The 18,298-nt window shown below is 71.1% G+C and carries 14 protein-coding genes; 8 read left to right on the top strand and 6 right to left on the bottom strand.

Annotation, left to right across the window (positions count from 1 at the left end; all coding sequences use genetic code 11):
- Nucleotides 1–84: 84 nt before the first annotated feature.
- Nucleotides 85–669: a hypothetical protein gene (locus IE269_RS31225; RefSeq protein WP_189826575.1), complete on the bottom strand. Its 585-nt coding sequence runs from the start codon at nt 667–669 to the stop codon at nt 85–87.
- A 75-nt stretch (nt 670–744) separates the two neighbouring features.
- Nucleotides 745–1,665 (bottom strand): pentapeptide repeat-containing protein, encoded by a 921-nt coding sequence (locus tag IE269_RS31220; protein WP_189826574.1) that lies wholly within the window; start codon nt 1,663–1,665, stop codon nt 745–747.
- A 639-nt stretch (nt 1,666–2,304) separates the two neighbouring features.
- On the opposite strand from IE269_RS31220, the gene IE269_RS31215 reads away from it, so the two are divergent.
- Nucleotides 2,305–3,015 (top strand): carbon-nitrogen hydrolase family protein, encoded by a 711-nt coding sequence (locus tag IE269_RS31215; RefSeq protein ID WP_189826573.1) that lies wholly within the window; start codon nt 2,305–2,307, stop codon nt 3,013–3,015.
- A gap of 85 nt (nt 3,016–3,100) precedes the next feature.
- On the opposite strand, the gene IE269_RS31210 is transcribed toward IE269_RS31215, so the two are convergent.
- Nucleotides 3,101–3,613, bottom strand: coding sequence for a cupin domain-containing protein (locus tag IE269_RS31210; RefSeq protein WP_189826572.1), 513 nt, complete (start codon nt 3,611–3,613; stop codon nt 3,101–3,103).
- A gap of 328 nt (nt 3,614–3,941) precedes the next feature.
- Here IE269_RS31210 and IE269_RS31205 point away from each other — a divergent pair, with 328 nt between their 5' ends.
- The 4 genes from IE269_RS31205 (at nt 3,942) to IE269_RS31190 (ending at nt 8,793) form a co-directional block, all read left to right on the top strand.
- Nucleotides 3,942–4,946, top strand: coding sequence for a glycoside hydrolase family 5 protein (locus tag IE269_RS31205; protein WP_318299670.1), 1,005 nt, complete (start codon nt 3,942–3,944; stop codon nt 4,944–4,946).
- 231 nt (nt 4,947–5,177) lie between these two features.
- Nucleotides 5,178–6,527: a discoidin domain-containing protein gene (locus IE269_RS31200; RefSeq protein WP_189826570.1), complete on the top strand. Its 1,350-nt coding sequence runs from the start codon at nt 5,178–5,180 to the stop codon at nt 6,525–6,527.
- Complete coding sequence (locus tag IE269_RS31195; protein WP_189826569.1) at nt 6,527–7,807, top strand: MFS transporter; 1,281 nt, start codon at nt 6,527–6,529, stop codon at nt 7,805–7,807. The genes IE269_RS31200 and IE269_RS31195 overlap by 1 nt, the downstream gene beginning before the upstream one ends.
- Nucleotides 7,804–8,793, top strand: coding sequence for a TolB family protein (locus IE269_RS31190; RefSeq protein WP_189826568.1), 990 nt, complete (start codon nt 7,804–7,806; stop codon nt 8,791–8,793). The genes IE269_RS31195 and IE269_RS31190 overlap by 4 nt, the downstream gene beginning before the upstream one ends.
- A gap of 52 nt (nt 8,794–8,845) precedes the next feature.
- Here IE269_RS31190 and IE269_RS31185 read toward each other — a convergent pair whose 3' ends face one another.
- On the bottom strand, nt 8,846–11,896 hold the full coding sequence (locus IE269_RS31185) for an acyltransferase family protein (protein WP_189826567.1): 3,051 nt from the start codon (nt 11,894–11,896) through the stop codon (nt 8,846–8,848).
- A gap of 23 nt (nt 11,897–11,919) precedes the next feature.
- Nucleotides 11,920–13,647 carry a glycosyltransferase family 2 protein gene (locus IE269_RS31180; RefSeq protein ID WP_189826566.1) on the bottom strand — a complete coding sequence of 576 codons (1,728 nt, stop codon included), beginning with the start codon at nt 13,645–13,647 and terminating at the stop codon, nt 11,920–11,922.
- A gap of 390 nt (nt 13,648–14,037) precedes the next feature.
- On the opposite strand from IE269_RS31180, the gene IE269_RS31175 reads away from it, so the two are divergent.
- Nucleotides 14,038–14,247 carry a hypothetical protein gene (locus IE269_RS31175; protein WP_189826601.1) on the top strand — a complete coding sequence of 70 codons (210 nt, stop codon included), beginning with the start codon at nt 14,038–14,040 and terminating at the stop codon, nt 14,245–14,247.
- A gap of 184 nt (nt 14,248–14,431) precedes the next feature.
- On the opposite strand, the gene IE269_RS31170 is transcribed toward IE269_RS31175, so the two are convergent.
- Nucleotides 14,432–15,115 (bottom strand): M15 family metallopeptidase, encoded by a 684-nt coding sequence (locus IE269_RS31170; protein ID WP_318299669.1) that lies wholly within the window; start codon nt 15,113–15,115, stop codon nt 14,432–14,434.
- Nucleotides 15,116–15,430: 315 nt separating this feature from the next.
- Here IE269_RS31170 and IE269_RS31165 point away from each other — a divergent pair, with 315 nt between their 5' ends.
- A complete protein-coding gene (locus IE269_RS31165; RefSeq protein ID WP_189826565.1) occupies nt 15,431–15,835 on the top strand; it encodes a hypothetical protein in 405 nt (134 codons plus the stop codon).
- A 64-nt stretch (nt 15,836–15,899) separates the two neighbouring features.
- On the top strand, nt 15,900–18,239 hold the full coding sequence (gene secD / locus IE269_RS31160; protein WP_189826564.1) for a protein translocase subunit SecD: 2,340 nt from the start codon (nt 15,900–15,902) through the stop codon (nt 18,237–18,239).
- Nucleotides 18,240–18,298 lie beyond the last annotated feature (59 nt).

Here is an 18,298-nt window from a genome sequence, read left to right as displayed (position 1 = left end):
CGGGGGCCGTCCGCCTGCCCGGTCAAGTACCCAGATGAGTGACGGTGCACGACTCGCCGATCGGGCACGGCACCTTTGCGCAGCTCAGATGCTCAGCGGCTGCTCGGGTTGTGCCAGCACCTCGTCCCACACATTGCCTCCGTCCGCCCAGGTCCACAGCCACTGGCGCAACGACGGCGCCGCGTACCGCAGCCCGTCGTGAGGGTCCTGGCCCCAGCCCGGCTCCCAGCCATCAGCGTCCCAGAGCAGGACCGGGTGATCGACCGCTATCAGCGAGACGTACCACTCCATGGTGCAGCCGCCGCCCGTCAAGAAGAACCACGATGCCGCCGGCCCCCGCCCCAGGCGCTCGGCATGGATGGTTGTCGCGCAAGGCCAGTCCGCAACGCTCCAGTGCGGAATGCGGCGCGGCGTCAGCGACGCGAGGCCGCCTTCCGGCCCGAACCCCCCGTCACCGATTTCGGTGTAGATGCGCCGGAGCAACGAGGGCAGTCGATACCCGAGCTTCCGTTCCACGCGCTCGACTTCGGCCATCGCGAGTGGCGGAAAGGGCTCGTCCGGAAGACAGCCAGGAGAGGGCACCACGCCCGCCCCGTCCCACGCGAGGGCGTGCAGCCTGTCCAGAAGCGCATCGTCATCCGCAGCAGTGCGGCGGGCAGCATCGATCACGAACCGGACTGTAGTACGGGAGACCGACACCGCTTCCCCGAAGGACCCGCCAGGCTCAGACCTTGAAGAACAAGCTCAGGACACGACGACGCCCGCGGCCCGTGGGTCGAAGCCGGTCGGCCAGACGGTGCTGCTGTAGGCGCGGGCGCCCTCGAGATACGTTGTGGTGAGGTCGATGCCGGTGAAGTCCACGTCCGTCAGGCTCGCACCGCGCAGATCGGTGTTCGTGAGGCGGGAGTACCGGAGAGTGGCGCGGTGCAGGTTCGCTCCCCGGAGGTTCGCGTCGCTCAGGTCGGCATGGTCCAGCCGTGACCAGCTCAGATCCACTCCCGCCAACTGGGCGTTGCTCAGGCTCGTGTGGTCGAGGCCGGCGCGGTACATGTCGGCTCCGGTGAAGTCCGTGTAGTAGAGGGTGGCGTTGCTCAGTTCCGTGCCACGCAGGTTCGCACCCGTCAGATCGGTGTGGTTGAGCCGGGCGCCCGGCAGGAACGCGTTGCTCAGGTCAGCCCCGGCCCCGTGTTCTCGGATGAGGCGGATGCCGTCGATCACGTCGACGCTGAAAAGACGGCCGACCCGGCCCACCGCCCAGAAGTCGTCGTACGGCCCCAGCAGGTCCGCGTCACTGTGGGCGATCAGCAGCAGGGCGAAAGGCGGCGTGCCCATCCTGTAGCCGCCGGGCCCGCGATGGGGGGTCAGCCCTTGCCACGACCGGGCGACCTCGAAACCCGGGGGCTCGGGGTCGTCGTTCGCGGTGCAGTCCTCGTTGGAGCAGCAGTCCGCACAGCACTCCTCGCAGTCCAGCGAGTGGTCCCTCGTGTCCGGCTCGGGTTCCGGCGCGACGGCCCAGGAACCGGGCCACGGCAGGGCCTGCGTGGATCCGAAGGGGCGCAGGTCGGGGGTGACGCTGATCAGCGCCCACTGGCTGCAGTCGTCCGGGAGTTGACGACCGGCGGTGATGACGTCGAGCAGGTTGGCCTGCGCCTTGTTGGTGGTCACCGGCTCACCCTAGGGCGACGGGGGGAGTGGTGTGGCAGCGGGTGTGGGGTGGCAGGCTCCGGCCCGAACCGAACGGCGAATCCGCCGCAAGTACGTGACATGTTGGTGCTGTGACCTGCCGCTCGCTGTTCTTTCTCGCGCCGGTGGCCGTGCTCCTGTCTCAGGAGCACGGCCACCGGGTGCTCACACCGACCGCTGAACAGCAGGGCCGCCCCGTTGGCGGCTCCTGCCGTCCGGCGGATTGATCCTCAGCGGCAGGTGTGGCGTACGCGGGCGCCGTCAGGCCCACCACCGGCAGGAACCCGGTCAGCCCGAATGCGACGGCACGCCGGACAGGGCCGCGGTTTGCTCTCTTCACGTTTGCTCATTCTCGTTCGGAATCGTCCCCGCACGACCGTGCGCCGCAGGGGGCGCGTGGCTACTTGCGCCACGGGCCGTGCCCGCTGAGGCCGAGAGGTCAGCCGAGCGGAGGGAGTGGCCCGATCCCAATGCTGCAATCACGCGCCTGTCGGTCCCATCGCTGTCCCCGACGGAACCGAACCTCCGCCCCCTGTCCGGGACCTGTCCCGGACAGGGGTGACTCAACTGGGGGCGACTGACACGAGACGGTGGTCATCGACGTATCCCAGTAAGCACGTGATGGCGGCCGGGCCGGATGGCAACCTGGTCCCGGCCGACTGGAGTCGTGTCGCGTGGGATGTCCTGCGCGAGGAGGCAGAGTCGATCGCCGTGCTCGCAGGAGAGTTCGGCCTGTGGACGGTGTTCGGATCAGTCCACCCGCTCACCTCGCCGTACCGGCCGCACAACAGCCTCTACGTGGTTTCCGATCGTGGCCAGATGGTCGCCCGGTACGACAAGCGGTTCCTCTCGCACACCGAAGTCTCCTTCCTCTACTCCCCGGGCCGGCGTCCCCTCGTTGTCGTGGACGGTCTCCGGTTCGGCTTCGCCCTGTGTGTCGAGGTCAACTTCCCGGAAGTATTCGCCGAGTACGAGCGTCTGGACGTCGACTGCGTCCTGCTCTCGGTCATGGTTGACGACGCGCCCCGGGCCCGCGTCGCCCAGGCATACGGAACGCTCTACAACTACTGGCTCGGCTACTCCGTCCCGGCGCAGTTCAGCGCCATCGTGCCGTCCGGGATCGTGGCCCCCGGCGGACGGTGGCTGGCGCGCTGTCCTTCGGACGGACATCCTGCGCTGGTGATCGCAGACCTCGACCTCGACGCGCAGGCCGAGGACATCGTCACGGCCCTCCGCGATGCCCGCCCCTGGCGCCGCCTGGCCCGCGCCGGTCTTTACGAATCGCGAATCCCCGTCGGCGACCCCCGCAGCGACACCGGCACAGCTTTCTGAGGCCGCCGACTCCATAGATGTGCCGATCGAGCGCTGGGACTTTGCCGTGTGACGGGCCGAGGGGGGGCAGTCGGGTCCCGTGCGGTTATGCCGGGAAGTCCTCCTCGAAATAGCTGTCGTGCCGTACACGGAACTGCTTGAGTTCCTCGCCGCCGCGCTGTGACATCTCTGCGACTTGCTCGAAGAACTGCTCGCGCGGGGCGCCCGGGGCGAAGAGCATGAGCATCGAGGTGGGTTCGTCGGTCACGTTCTTGAATGCGTGCAGGCCGCCCGGCGGTACGTAGAGGAAGTCTCCGGTGCGGCCTGTCACCCACTTCTCGCCGTTGAACAGCGCCAGTTCTCCGGACAGGACGTAGAAGGATTCCGACATGGCCTTGTGGAAGTGGGTCTTGGCGCCCGCGGCCCGTGCCGCCAGGTCGACCTGGTACAGGCCGTACTCGCCGCCGGTCGAGCCGTGGGTGGCGAGGTAGCGGTAGGTGTCCCCGCGGGGCGAGGTGAGGTCCGGCGGGGTGTCCGCGCTGCGGAAGGAGGCGCTTACCTCGCCAGTTTCGCCCTGGTAGCGGGGCTCGGGGTAGCGGAGGTGGTCGGGGTGCGACATCGCGGGCTCCTCTCGTTCAGTCTTAAGAGTTTTAACGTTGAGATAAAATCACTTCAGCTCACTCAACGTCAAGTATTTCAACGTTGAGAGACTGTGTGTGGGTGCCAGGTCGGGAGTGCAGCACGGCTGGCCGCGGCCGCCATGCAACGCAACCCCCGTGCCCCCGACCGTTCACGCGAGGTACCCCTGCCCTTCCGCTTAATCGTTAGGAAGGTTTACCAACACTCTTGACGCCCCCTGTGGGGCCCCTTAACTTTCACGCCAGGAGCGCAAGCCCACCCCACACCTGGAGCTCGTGATGCAACGATCACGCAGATCTGTCATGCCCATGGCTGCCGGTTCCCTCGCGGCCCTACTGCTCTCGCTCAGCGCCACCACCCCGGCCACAGCGGCCGGTTCCGACCCCGCGCCCCGCGGGGTGAAGTCGATCAACGGCCCCCTCAAGGTCTGCGGCACCCAGCTCTGTGACGCCGACGGCCAGGCCGTCCAGCTCAACGGGATGAGCACCCACGGCACCCAGTGGTTCCCCCAGTGCGTCACCAAGAAGTCCATCGACGCGCTCGCCACCGACTGGCGGGCCGATGTCCTGCGCGTTTCCACGTACGTCCAGGACGAGGGGTACGAGGACGACCCCGCCAAGTTCACCGCCCGCGCCCAGAAGTTCGTCGACATGGCCCTCGCCAAGGGCATGTACGCGATCATCGACTGGCACATGCTGGAGCCGGGCGACCCGCACTACAACCTGAGCCGCGCCAAGACCTTCTTCACCGCCATGGCGAAGAAGTACAAGGACCACCCCGGCGTGCTCTACGAGATAGCCAACGAGCCGTCCGGGGTCAGCTGGTCCCGCGTCAAGTCGTACGCGGAGCAGATCATCCCGGTCATCCGCGCCCAGGATCCCGACTCGGTGGTCCTGGTGGGGACCCGCGCCTGGTCGTCCTTCGGCGTCTCCGAGGACGCGGACGAGTCCGAGGTGGTGAACAACCCCGTACGGGCCTCCAACATCATGTACACGTTCCACTTCTACGCGGCCTCGCACCGCGAGGAGTACCTGAACGCCCTCGACCGCGCCTCCGACAAGCTCCCCGTGTTCGTCACGGAGTTCGGCACCCAGAACTACAAGGGCGAGGACGCGAACGACTTCGCGATGGCGCAGAAGTACCTCGACCTCATGAAGCGCAAGAAGATCTCCTGGGTCAACTGGAACTACTCCGACGACCACCGCTCGGGCGCCGTCTTCAAGAAGGGCGTCTGCGACGCCGACGACAAGTGGACGGGCACCTCGGTCCTCAAGGAAGCGGGCGTCTGGATACGGAGCAAGATCCGCGCCTGACTGACCGTCATGTCCTGCATGACCAGGGCCGGTTGAGGCCCGGGTAAGAATCACCGCAACTGCCCCACCCCGCACCTGACGGCGGCTTGGCGCGGTGCCCGCGTTCCGACGGGCATGACGCGCTCAGCGAGAGCTCTGACCCGGCCGCCGTCCCGCCGTCCCCTCCGCAGTGGGCGCGGCGACCAGTACGACTATCCAGCTCTCGCCACCCCCACCTCAGGGAATCCAGGTATGCGCCTGAACGTCTCAGCCCACCTCCCCACATCCCCCCGCGGACACCGCACCCCCCTCCTCACCCTCACCGCCGTGTTCGCCCTCGTCGGCGGGCTTCTGCTCACCTCGTCCTCAGGGGCCGAAGCCGCCGCCGACCCGATCGTCTCGGCCGGCAAACCCGCCACCGCCTCCTCCGTCGAGTCCTCCTCCTACGGTGCGGAGAAGGCCTTCGACGGCGACCCCGCCACCCGCTGGGCCAGCGCCGAGGGCAAGGACCCGCAGTGGCTCCGGGTCGACCTCGGCACCTCCACCGCCGTCTCCCGCGTCAAGCTGACCTGGGAGGACGCCTACGCCAAGGCGTACCGCGTCGAAGTCTCGGACGACGGTACGACCTGGACGCCGATCGCCCAGGAGACCGCCGGCAACGGCGGCACCGACGACCTCACCGGCCTGTCCGGCAAGGGCCGGTACCTGCGCGTGTACGGCACCGCGCGCGGTACCTCGTACGGCTACTCGCTCTTCGAGGCCGAGGTGTACGGCGTCCCCGACGGCGGCCAGCCGCCCACCGGGGCCTTCACCGTGGTCGCGGCCGGTGACATCGCCGCCCAGTGCACCGCATCCGACAGCAAGTGCGCCCACCCCAAGACCGCGAAGCTCGCCCAGCAGATCAACCCGAAGTTCTACCTGACCATGGGCGACAACCAGTACGACGACGCCCTGCTCGCCGACTTCAAGAAGTACTACGACAAGTCCTGGGGCGTCTTCAAGGACAAGACCCGCCCGATCCCCGGCAACCACGAGACCTACGACCCGGCCGGGCCTCTCGCCGGGTACAAGTCCTACTTCGGCTCCATCGCCTACCCGCAGGGCAAGAGCTACTACAGCTACAACGAGGGCAACTGGCACTTCATCGCCCTCGACTCCAACTCCTTCGACAAGACCGAGCAGATCAACTGGCTCAAGGCCGACCTCGCGGCCAACAGCAAGAAGTGCATCGCCGCCTACTTCCACCACCCGCTCTACTCCTCCGGCGGACACGGCAACCAGCCCGTCTCCAAGCCGGTGTGGAAGCTCCTGTACGGCGCCAAGGCCGACCTCGTCCTCGGCGGCCACGACCACCACTACGAGCGGTTCGCCCCGCAGAACGCCGACGGCAAGGCCGTGTCCGACGGCATCGTCGAGATCGTCGGCGGCATGGGCGGCGCCGAGCCCTACCCCATCGAAGAGATCCAGCCCAACAGCCAGAAGCGCATCAGCGGACCCTACGGCGTCCTCAAGATGGACTTCACGGACAACGGCTACAGCTGGACCTACGTCGACACCGACGGACAGGTGAAGGACACCAGCCCGAAGTACAGCTGCCACTGATGTACCTGGCCACCAACGGCCGCCCGGACACGTCGCCGCACCCCTCGGGGGTGCGGCGGCGGGTCCCCGGCACCGTCATCGCGCTCGGCGCGGTCAGCCTCGTCACCGACGTCTCCTCGGAGATGGTCACCGCGGTGCTGCCGCTCTACCTGGTCCTCGGACTCGGCCTCTCACCCCTCCAATTCGGTTTTCTGGACGGCCTGTTCAACGGAGCCACCGCCCTCGTACGGCTCCTCGGCGGACGCCTCGCCGACCGCGGCGGCGGGCACAAACGCGTCGCGGGCGCGGGCTACCTCCTCTCGGCGCTCTCCCGGCTCGGCCTGCTCCTCGCGGGCGGCGCCGCCGGGGGAATCGCCGCAGCCCTCGCCGCCGACCGCCTCGGCAAGGGCATCCGCACCGCACCGCGCGACGCCCTCATCTCGCTGAGCAGCCCGCCGGAAACCCTCGGCCGCTCCTTCGGCGTGCACCGGGCGATGGACACCACGGGCGCACTGCTCGGCCCGCTCGTCGCCTTCGCCGTGCTGTGGGCGACGGCCGACGCCTACGACGCGGTGTTCGTCGTGAGCTTCTGCACCGGCCTGCTCGGTGTCCTGCTCCTTCTCCTGTACGTCCCCAACTCGGCCCCGGTGCGCACCACTTCGGCGCCCGTCGCCCGCCCGGAGTTGCCCCGGCACCGCCCGCTGCGCGACCCCGCCTTCCGCCGCATCCTGTGCGCGGCCGCCGTCCTCGGTGCCGCCACCATCGGCGACGCCTTCCTCTACCTCCTGCTCCAGCGCGGCCTCGACCTTTCGCCCGCGCTGTTCCCCCTGCTGCCGCTCGGCGCCGCCGCCGGGTACCTGGTGCTCGCCGTGCCCGTGGGGCGGATCGCCGACCGGACGGGACGCCGGCTGCCCTTCCTGCTCGGGCACGCCGCCCTCCTCGGCGCGTACACCGTGCTGCTCGCCCCGGTGTCGTGGGCGACCCTCGCGGCCGTCCTCGTACTCCTCGGCATCTTCTACGCCGCCACCGACGGCGTGCTCATGGCGCTCGCCGGACCGGTGCTGCCCGCGCACGGCCGGGCGAGCGGGTTCGCGATCCTGCAGACCGGCCAGGCCCTGGCCCGGCTCGTCGGCGCTGCCGGGTTCGGGGCGGCCTGGACGTTCTGGGGCCAGGATGCCGCGCTCTGGGCAGCCGCCCTCGTTCTGGCCGGGGCGCTGGCCGCCGCCTGGCGCGTCCTGCCTCCCGCTGCCCCGAAGGACGGCGTCCCGTCCCCCTCCTCGTCCGCCACGGAGGCGTCATGAAGGTCCGCAGCCGCACGCTCCGCCTCGTCCTCGTCGTCGCCGCCGTGCTGCTGCTCGGCGGCGGCTCGCTCGGATACGTACTCCACGCACGGCAGCGGGACCAGCCGCCCCAACAGGTGGCCGCCGACGCCTCGTTCACCCTCGCCGAACCCGGCCTGTACTTCCGGGACGAGGCCACCGGACGCATCGCCCGTCAGCCCGGCGGGCGTACGCCACGGCTGACCGGCGGCCCCTCCTGCGACCGGTTCTACGCGGCCGGGGAGCGGGCCCTGTGCCTGCGCAAACTGCCCGGGGTGCCCGCCCGCACCCAGGCCGTCGTGCTCGACCGGCGGCTGAAGGAGATCCGCCGGGTGGCGGTGGCCGGCATCCCCAACCGGGCCCGCGTCTCCGCCTCCGGGCAGGTGCTGTCCTGGACGACGTTCGCCACCGGCGACTCGTACGCCACCTCGGCCTTCTCCACCCGCACGGCCATCCTGAACCTGCGCACCGGCGACCTGGTCAAGTCGATCGAGGACATCCCGCTGACCATTGACGGGGCCCGCTACCACGCCCCCGACGTCAACTACTGGGGCGTGACCTTCGCGCGCGACGACAACCGCTTCTACGCCACCGTCTCCTCCAAGGGCCGCACCCACCTCGTCGAGGGCGACCTGCGCCGCTGGTCGGCAAAGGCACTGCGCACCAACGTCGAATGCCCGTCCCTGTCGCCGGACAACACCCGGATCGCGTTCAAGAAGAAGGTCTCCGACGACCCCAAGTCCCCCTGGCGGCTGTACGTCCTGAACCTGGCCGACCTGCGCGAGCACCCGGTGGCCGAGACCCGCAGCGTCGACGACCAGGCCGCCTGGCTGGACGACACCACCCTCGCCTACGCCCTGCCGGGCAGTGACGGCCGTCGCAGCGACATCTGGGCGACCCCCGCCGACGGCACAGGCACACCACGGCTCACGGTCGCGGGCGGCTCCTCGCCGGGCGCGGTGCACTGAAGCGGGCCCTTCTCCCACCGCCACGTCCGGGCGGTGGGAGAAGGGCGCACCGTCAGCCGCGCCCCGGACCTGCGCTCGTGGCCGGACGGGCCGACACGGTGACGTGGTCGACCCGCATCGCGTGGCCCGGTTCGGTCGTCGGACCGGGCGAAGCCCCGTCCTGGCGCGGGAGTCCGCCGCCGATCGCCACGTTGAGGATCAGGAAGAGCCCGTGGTCCACGGCCCGCTGCCACGTCCCCGAGTCCATCCGACGGGCCGGCACCCGGTGGTACACCCGCCCGTCCAGATACCAGCGCACCTCCTCCGCACCGGCGGTACGGTCGACCTCCACGGCGTACGAGTGGAACCCCGTACGGCAACCGGCGCACTTCTGCGGGGCCGAACTCAGACCCGCCGGCTCCTCGCACGGGCCGCCGCGCAGGACCCCGCAGTGCATCGTGCCGAAGACGGTGTCCCGGCCGTTGACCGACTCCATGACGTCCAGCTCGCCGACGCCCGGCCAGCCGGTGTACCCGTCGCGCAGCGGTGCGCCCAGGGTCCAGAACGCGGGCCAGTAGCCCGCCGCCGCGGGCCCCGTCACGTCCGGCAGGGCGATCGACGCCTCGATGCGCAGGGCCCCGCCGGGCGGGGCGGCGAAGTCGGAGCGCCGGGTCTCGATCCGGCCCGACGTCCACCGCCCGCCCTTGCGCAGGGGGACGATCTCCAACGCCCCCTTGCCGTCGAGGCGGACGTTGTCGGTCGAGTCCGTCATCGTCTCGATCTCGCCGGTGCCCCACTGCGGGGCGGGGCAGCCGGGGTAGCACGTCCCCACGTCATGCATCCAGTGGACGGGCGACGGAGGGCTCCCCGCGGGTCCGTCGAAGTCGTCGCGCAGCAGCCGCACCCAGCCGCCGGTCGCCGACGGCGGCCTTGTGCCGTTCCCGGCCGCACCTTCGGCGGGCAGCGCGCCCGCCTGCGTGAGCAGGCGCTCCAGCCGGGCGGCGAGGACCACGGCCGCGGCGTTCGTCAGGTGCGCGTCGTCGCGGTAGAGCAGCACCCGGTCCAGTACGGCCGGGCAGGTCGGCCCGGCGTCCGGGCAGAGCACGTCGTTCACGCCGATGCTCCGTACGCCGGGCAGCGCGCCCGACGCGATCCTCCGGGCCAGCGGATCGGGCCGCCACGACGCGCGGCGGTCGAACGCGCAGGCGTCCGGCGACTCCAGATGGCCGGACACGCACGCGGGTACGTCCGTGCCGGGCACCGGAGTGTCCTCGACGTAGACGATCGGCACCCCCAACTCCCGCAGCGGGGCCAGGGTTTCCTCCCAGCCCTTCAGCAGCAGCTTCTCGTCGGCGGTGTACCGGTTCAGCGAGGAGATCACCACCAGGCGCGGCCTCGGCTGCTGCCGCAGCCGGTCCAGGGCGTGCGCCCGCCAGGTGTCGCACTCCCGGTAGGCGCGGCCGAGCTGGGGGTTGTGCACCGAGATCCGCGGCAGCGGGCACCCCTGCTTGACGAGCTCCTGGAGTGCCCAGCCGCGCTCGGCGGCGATGCCGAGCAGCGGCGAGAACCACTGACCGGCGTGCGAGTCGCCGAGCAGCACGATCCGGTCGGGACTGTCCACCGCGCCGAACAGGCAGTCCGGGCTGCGGGTCTGCGCCGGGGCGACCTGGCACACGCCGTCCGGCGGGAAGTCCTTGCGCGCCTGGGCGGGGGCGGGCAGCACCGGCCCGTCGGCGAGGGGCACACCCGGCTGACGCAGCAGCAGATGCGGTCCCGAAGCGGCTCCGGCGGGCAGTCCCTTCGGGTCGGGCGGTGCGGTGTCGCCCAGCAGATGAAGCGTGGTCGTGCCGATCGTCAGGGCGAGCGCGACGGGCAGGACGATCGCCGTGACGCCCACCGAGAGACCGCGCCGGGTGTGCGCGGACACGGTGCGGCTGCGGCGCAGCGGGCGCTCCACCCCGTACATCGTGGCGAGGGCGGGCAGGACGGCGGCCAGCGTCAGCGCGCTCTTCGCGGGCCAGCCGAGCGTCCCGAGCCGGGCCTCGGCGAGCACCAGCACCGGCCAGTGCCACAAGTACAGCGTGTACGACAGCCTGCCCACCGCCCGCGGAGCCCGCATCGCCAGCAACCGGCCCACTCCGTGGGCGCCTTGTGCGTCGCGCTCGCCGCGGCCCGGTATCGCGGCCAGGATGACGGCGGCGGTCGCCAGGGTCGGCACGAGGGCCGCGAATCCGGGGTACGGCGTGGTGTGGTCGTACGCGACGACGCACCAGCCGATGGCCGCCGCACCCGCCCACCCGCACAGCAGCCGCAGCGGCCGGGGTCCGCGCATCAGGTGCCAGGGCAGCAGCGCGAGCAGCGCGCCCGCCCCGAACTGCCAGACCCGCGAGGGCGTGGCGAGGTACGCGAGCGAGGCCGACTCCTGCGTCCAGTACAGGGACAGCGCGAAGGAGGCGAGCATGAGCGGGACCACGGCGAGGGCCACGGCCGCGCGCACCGCGCGTCCCCGTCGCACCGCCCGCGCGACGCACAGTCCGGCGAGGGCCAGCAGCGGTGCCCAGAAGAAGTAGAACTGCTCCTCGACGGCCAGCGACCAGAAGTGCAGCAGCGCGCTCTGGTCCTGCCCTGCGGCGAGGTAGTCGGTCTGCTGGGCGGTGAACCGCCAGTTGGCGACGGACAGCGCCGCCGCGAGGACGTCGTGCTCCAGGCCCGCCCGCCGCAGCGGTACGGTCAGCCAGGCGCCCACCGCCGCCACCGTGACCAGGACCACGGCGGCGGACGGCAGCAGACGGCGCGCCCGGCGGGAGAAGAAGTCGCCGAGACGGATGCGGCCGGTGGTGATCGCCTCGCGCACCAGGAGGCCGGTGATCAGGTAGCCGGAGATGACGAAGAAGACGTCCACGCCGACGAAGCCGCCCTGGAGGCCGGGGATTCCGGCGTGGAAGGCGAGGACCGCGAGCACGGCGACGGCGCGCAGCCCCTCGATGTCGGGCCGGAAGGCCGAGCGGTGCGGACTGGGCCCCGATTCGGAGCCCGGGACGGGCGGAAGAGCTGTGGACCGCCGACGGCGGGGTGTGACGGAGGGATCGGACGGCCGGTGGCCGGGGGCCACGGAGGACGACATGGCAGGAGTGCCTTTCGGATCGTTCAACTCGCCCAGGGGAGCATCGGGTTGACCCACCCGGATGCCACCAGGCCGATCAGCAGCAGGAGGGCGGTGGCGGCCAGGGTTTCGGGCCAGCGGCGGGGCAGCATGGCGGCGCGCGACGCGGGCAGCGCCCGGCGGACGCGCCCGAGCAGTGCCCGTACGCCGGTGGCCGGCATGGTCCCGGTCGCCGTTGACCCGGTGCCGGCGGGGCGCAGTTCCCCGTACAGGTGTCGCATGAGCGGCAGGTGGAGCTGGCACTGCACCGTGACGTACAGGAGCAGCCCCCAGCCCTGGGTCCAGCCGCCCCGCGCCATGACCAGCGCCAGCCCCGCGACGGCCGCGGCGTGGGAGACCAGCAGCCAGCCGAGCGAGACGGCCACCACCCGCCGTGCCATGCCGCCCGAAGCGGCCGGGCCCTTGGCACCGGTGGGCACCCAGGCGGCACTGCGGCCGCGCAGCGTGTGCCAGAAGGCCACCGCCGCGGCCACGCTGGTCAGCACGTTCGCGCGGATCACCTCCACCCGCCAGCGGGTGCGGCTCACCCGGGGGAGCAGCACGTGCCACAGCCACAGCGGGGCAAGCAGCGGCAGGACGTGCCAGGGGCGTACGTCGTCGGGGTAGCAGAACATCATCACCAGCGGCGGCAGCGGCGCGACGAAGGTGTTCACCGCGGTCGTGAGGTAGCCGACGATGCCTTCGGCGAAGCACAGCCGCATCCGCCAGGGTGCCCCCATCTCCTTGAGGACGGGCGTGCTCAGCAGGTGGAGGTTGCCCATGGCCCAGCGGTACTGCTGGTTGACGAAGGAGGTGACCGACTCGGGGGACGTGCCCTTGGCGACGAGCACCGGCACGTAGAGGGTGCGGAAGCCCCGTGCGTGGAGGGCGAGTCCGGTGTAGAGGTCCTCGCTGTGGTCGAGCCGGGCGAATCCGCCGGCCAGGTCGAGGGCGCTGCGCCGGTAGACGGCGTTGCTGCCGCAGCAGATGGCGGCGTCGCTCGCGTCGCGCGAGGGCTGTATCCAGCGGAAGAACCACTCCTGGGCGCAGCCCGCGGCGCGCTGGATCCAGTTCATGGACTCGTCCGTGTCGAACCACTGGGGGCTCTGCACGATGCCGACCGCCGGATCGGCCAGATACGGGACGAGGTGCCGCAGGAAGTCGGGCCGGGGCGCGAAGTCCGCGTCCAGGATGGCGACGACCTCGGCGCTGCTGAGGGTCAGGGCGTGGTTGAGGTTCCCGGCCTTCTTCAGGTGCCCGCGGTCGGGCCGTACGACGTACTCGTATCCGTACGAGGCGGCGAGCGCGGCGACGTCGGGCCGGTCGCCGTCGTCCAGGACCCAGACGGTCAGCCGGCCCGGCCAGTCCAGCGCGGAGACCGCGCGATAGGCGTTGGTCAGGACGTCGAGCGGCTCGCCGCAGGTGGGCAGGTAGAGGTCGACGGCCGGGGTGTGGGCGGGCTGCCAGGCGTGCACGAGCAGTTCGTGCGACCGGCGGGTGAGCCTGCGGCGGCGCAGGCTGTTGACGCAGGAGAGGGCGAGGGCCACGACGTTGAGGCCGAGGACGGCGAGGAAGACCCAGAGGGCGGGAGTGCGCAGGGCGAAGGCGAACATGGTGGCCGCCGTGCACACGAAGGCGAGCGACGTGCTGACCAGCACCCAGCGGTGCTGCGGACCGAAGTACGCGTACAACTCGTCGTCGGACGGAGGTTGCGGAAGGTGATGCACAGTCATAAAGCCCCCCACGGCTGTGTATGTGCGTGTTTCTGTCGTGCACTTTAGCGCCAGAGGTATAGACCAATTGCGTTCGAGGGCCCAACGGCTCTATTGAGACAGGGAATTGGCGCGACTCAATTGGTCCAGACCTCTGACCCACCCCATCCGACAGGCCACGCCCTCGGGCCGGGGAAGCGGCTGGTCACGCGCCGGTGAACAGCCCCGTAACTCTTCCCTCCCGCCGGGCCGCTGCCCGACGGGGTGGGGATTCGGACGAACGGCATATGACTTTGTGCCATTCGGGCGCAACGTACCGTCACATCCCCTCGGTGTGCCGCTACACAAAGAGGCGGAGGGTGTGCGCTTCCTGGGCCGGTGCGCCGACAGGTGCTGGGGGAGGACCTGATGATTCTGACCGTCAACCTGGCGGTGCTGCTCGCCGTCGTGGTGTTCTTCCGGCTGCGGCGGCGAACCCAGGCCCGCAGCCGCGTCGAGGAGCGCAACACCGCACTGATCGTCCTCGTACTGGGCATCCTGATCGCACCCACCCCCGTCGGGCAGGGCATCGGAGACTTCCTGGGGCAGCTCGCGCGCAGCGTTTCCCAGGGCCTCCAGTGAGTACCCCCGCGCGTCGCCGCCGGCCCGGGAAGAGCCGCCGCACGACGCCCGAGCCGCGGGCAAGGCGGAGGGCCGGCGCGCGGCCGCGCACACCACGGGCCCGCTGGCGGGGTGCAGGCCGACGGTACGAAGCTGCCCAGGTGCCGGTCCCTGTACGGGCCGGGCCGCCGGGGTACTGGCCGTACTACTGGCCGTTGGCGGAGAAGTGTTGATAGTCGGGGTGGTTCCAGCGGCCGCCCCAGTACCAGCCGACGCGTGCCATCGCGGCGGTGACCGCGTCGCCGCGCCGGATCATTCCCTTCACGGGGCGGTCGCGGCGCAGGTGGCGGCGTCCGGCGGCGGGGTGGACTCTGCCGTAGGCGTCGACGTAGGGGTTTTCGACGGTGTTGATGTCGAGGGCGTCGCCGTAGGAGTGGCGGGAGAGTTTGGCGGGATTGCCGGTGACGCGGCGGCAGTTGTAGGCGGAGGTGTTGTCGTCGGCCATGGCGGCTTCGTCGTTGCCGCGGTATGCGGCCATGACCCGCATCTTGCGGATGGGGAAGCGGGCGTGGAACATCGCGCCGAACACGTGGGTGACGTCCTTGACGACGCGTCGGTGGACGATGAGTTCCCCGCGGTGCAGGCATCCGTCGAAGCCCCAGTGGTTCATGCTCAGCAGTCGCAGGTCCCGTGCGGGTACCGGGCATCCGGGGCGGTGGGTGAATCGCAGCTTGGCCGACGGTACGGCGGAGACCACCAGGCCGAGTGAGGGGGCTGCGGCGGATCGCGCTCCATGCGGCCGGGCCGCCGGGGAGGCCTCCGCGGCGGGCACGGTGGCCATGAGCGCGAGCGGCAGCGCCAGGGCGACGAGGCGCAGTCTGATCTTCACCAGCGCAACATAGAGCCAAGATCATCACCGCAGGACGTGGACACGATGCGCCCTGATCGGCAGACGCCATTCGGCTCAGTGTGTCCGTGTCCGGTTCCGGGGGAGGGCGGGGTGGTACGTCAGGGGCCGCCACCCCCGCACGAGGTACCGGCCCTCCCCGTGCACCGCACGCCGCCGGTGGCCGCGTACCCCTGGCGAGCGGGAACCCCAGGGGACCCGACGGCGTTCATCCCACTGACGGCCGAAGGAACGGACCCTCGGTTCACCGTGGCAACTGCCGATTCCGTACGACGACTTGGCCGAGGGGGAAGAGGCGTGCAGCACTACCGCGCACACCCCACGCGCCCGGTCGCCGTCCTGCTCTCCGCGTTCCTCGCCGCCCTGACCCTCCTCCTGCCGGCAGGGGCCCAGCCGGCGTCGGCCTCCCGCCCCTCCTCGACGGGCGCGGCCGTAGCGGCGATCACCCAGGCCTCGGCGACCGCCGACGCGCAGCGGCGCGCCGCCGCAGCGCGTCATGTGCTCGCCCCCGTCGACGCCGTGCCGTACCCGTTCCCTCCCTTCCCGGGCCCCGGCACCGCTGGCGCAGCCCCGCACCGTGCTGTCGGCGGTCCCGCAGTGGCAGTGACGACGGATTCCGTGGAAGCGGGCCGGTGCATCCCTGCGTACCGTCCACGCGGCCCGCCGTACCGATGGAGCACCGAAGTCCGCATCGACGCCTGACCGTTCGCTTCCGCGAGCCGGGGACAGACGTCGATTCCGTCTGCCTGCCCATCGTGGAGAACCCATGTCTCGTGCGCCCGTGTGGCGGGCGATCGTCGCCCTAGGCGTGATCGCCGCCTCGCTCTTCTTCGCTCTCACCCAGTCCGCCCGCCTCGGCCTCGACCTGCGCGGCGGCACCCAGATCGTCCTGGAGGCCAAGGACTCGCCCCAGGTCAGGGCCAATGCCGAATCGACCCAGCGGGCCCTGGAGGTGCTCCGTCAGCGGGTCGACGCGCTCGGCGTCTCCGAGCCGAGCCTGTACCGGTCCGGAGAGAAGCGGATCTTCGTCGAACTGCCCGGAGTGCAGGACCCGCGCGAGGCCGCAGAGGTCATCGGCCGGACCGCGCAGTTGACCGTCCATCCGGTACGGAGCGCGGTGGACCAGCAGGACAAGGACGCGGGTGAGCCGGCCGGGGACGGCTCGCGCACCCTGCCCGACCCCGACCGGAAGGGGGCGTTTCTCCGGCTCGGGCCCACCGCTCTCACCGGCGAGGGCATCAAGGACGCCGAGGCGGTGCTCGACCAGCAGCAGATGGCGGGCTGGACGGTGAACCTCGCCTTCCGCGGACAGGCGGGCAAGGACTGGGCGCGGGTCACCGGGGCGGCGGCCTGCGCCCCGCAGGGCGCCCCCGAACGGCGCGTCGCCATCGTCTTGGACGGCACGGTCCTCTCGGCGCCGGGCGTCAACGCGGACGTGGCGTGCAAGGTCGGCATCGCCGGCGGCTCCACACAGATCACCGGCGGCTTCGGCCGCGAAGAGGCCCGCGACCTGGCCGCACTCGTCAAGGGCGGCGCGCTGCCGGTGCCCGTGGAGGTCGTGGAGCAGCGGACCGTCGGCCCCACGCTCGGTGCCGACGCCATCGCCGCCAGCGCGCAGGCCGCGCTCATCGGCGTCGCCCTGACGGGGCTGTTCATCGTCGCCGTCTACCGCCTGCTCGGCGCCCTGGCCACCCTCGCTCTCGCGCTGTACGGGCTGATCTCCTACGCGGCGCTGATCGCCCTGGGCGCGACCCTGACCCTGCCCGGACTCGCCGGTTTCGTCCTGGCGATCGGCATGGCGGTGGACGCGAACGTACTGGTCTTCGAGCGCGCCCGCGAGGAGTACCTGGGACTTCGCGCCCCGAAGTCTGGCTCGGCATCACTGGACAAGCCGCTGCGGACCGGCTTCGCCAAGGCGTGGAGCGCGGTCGTCGACTCGAACGTGACCACGCTGCTCGCGGCCGGGCTGCTCTTCTTCTTCGCCACCGGACCCGTCAAGGGCTTCGGCGTCACGCTCTCCATCGGCGTCCTCGTCTCGATGGTCTCCGCCCTGGTGATCACCCGGGTCCTCGCCGACTTCGCGGTCCGGCGTCGTTTCGTACGCAACCGGCCCGGCCTGACCGGGATCACCTCCCACGGCCGGGTGCGTGCCTGGCTCGCCCGCCGACAGCCCCGCCTGGTGCACCACCGGCGCCGCTGGCTCGGCGTCAGCGCGCTGCTGCTCGTGGTGGCCGTCGCCGGAATCGGCCTGCGCGGCCTGGACTTCGGGGTGGAGTTCACCGGCGGGCGCCTGGCGGAGTACAGCACCAGCAGGCCCGTGGAGGTGGACGCGGCACGTACGGCGGTCGCGGACGCCGGGTTCCCGCGTGCGGTGGTGCAGGAGTCGGGGGGCGGGGCCATCTCCGTACGCACCGGTGAGCTGAGCAACGACCAGCAGCACACGATCAGAACGGCGCTGGCGAAGATGGGCGGCGAAGTCACCCTGGAGCGGGACGAGTTGATCGGACCGAGCCTGGGGGAGGAACTGCGTCGGCACGCGCTCATCGCGCTCGGCATCGCCGTCGCGACCCAGCTGATCTACCTCAGCGTGCGCTTCCGGTGGACGTTCGCCGCCGCGGCGGTGGCGGCCATGCTGCACGACGTGCTGCTCGTGGTGGGGCTGTTCGCCTGGCTGGGCAGGCCCGTCGACAGCGTCTTCCTGGCGGCCCTGCTCACGGTCATCGGGTACTCCGTCAACGACACCGTCGTCGTCTTCGACCGGGTGCGCGAGGCGCGCCGCCGCGATCCGGCGGCGGACCTGGAAACCACCGCGAACACGGCGGTCATCCAGACGCTGCCGCGGACGGTGAACACCGGTATGGGCGCGCTGTTCATCCTGGCGGCTCTGGCCGTGCTCGGCGGTGACACGCTCGCGGACTTCTCCGTGGCGCTGATCGCCGGGGTGGTGATCGGTATGGCGTCGACGGTGTTCACCGCCGTACCGATCGCCGTGCAGCTCGAAGGCAGCCGCCCGGCGCCGGTGCGACCTCGGCGGAGCGAGAAGGACGCGGCGCGCACTCCACTGGAGCGACGCGGGCGGGCGCGGGATTCGGGTGCTGTGGTGTGAGGGCTGCTGTGGTGTGATGGCGCGCCGAGCCCGTGCAGGTGGGGGTGACGTGGGGACCC

Origin of the sequence: Streptomyces spiroverticillatus, assembly GCA_014650415.1 — a bacterium.
In the GTDB taxonomy this organism is placed as follows: domain Bacteria; phylum Actinomycetota; class Actinomycetes; order Streptomycetales; family Streptomycetaceae; genus Streptomyces; species Streptomyces spiroverticillatus.
This window is presented reverse-complemented; position numbering and strand designations above follow the sequence as displayed.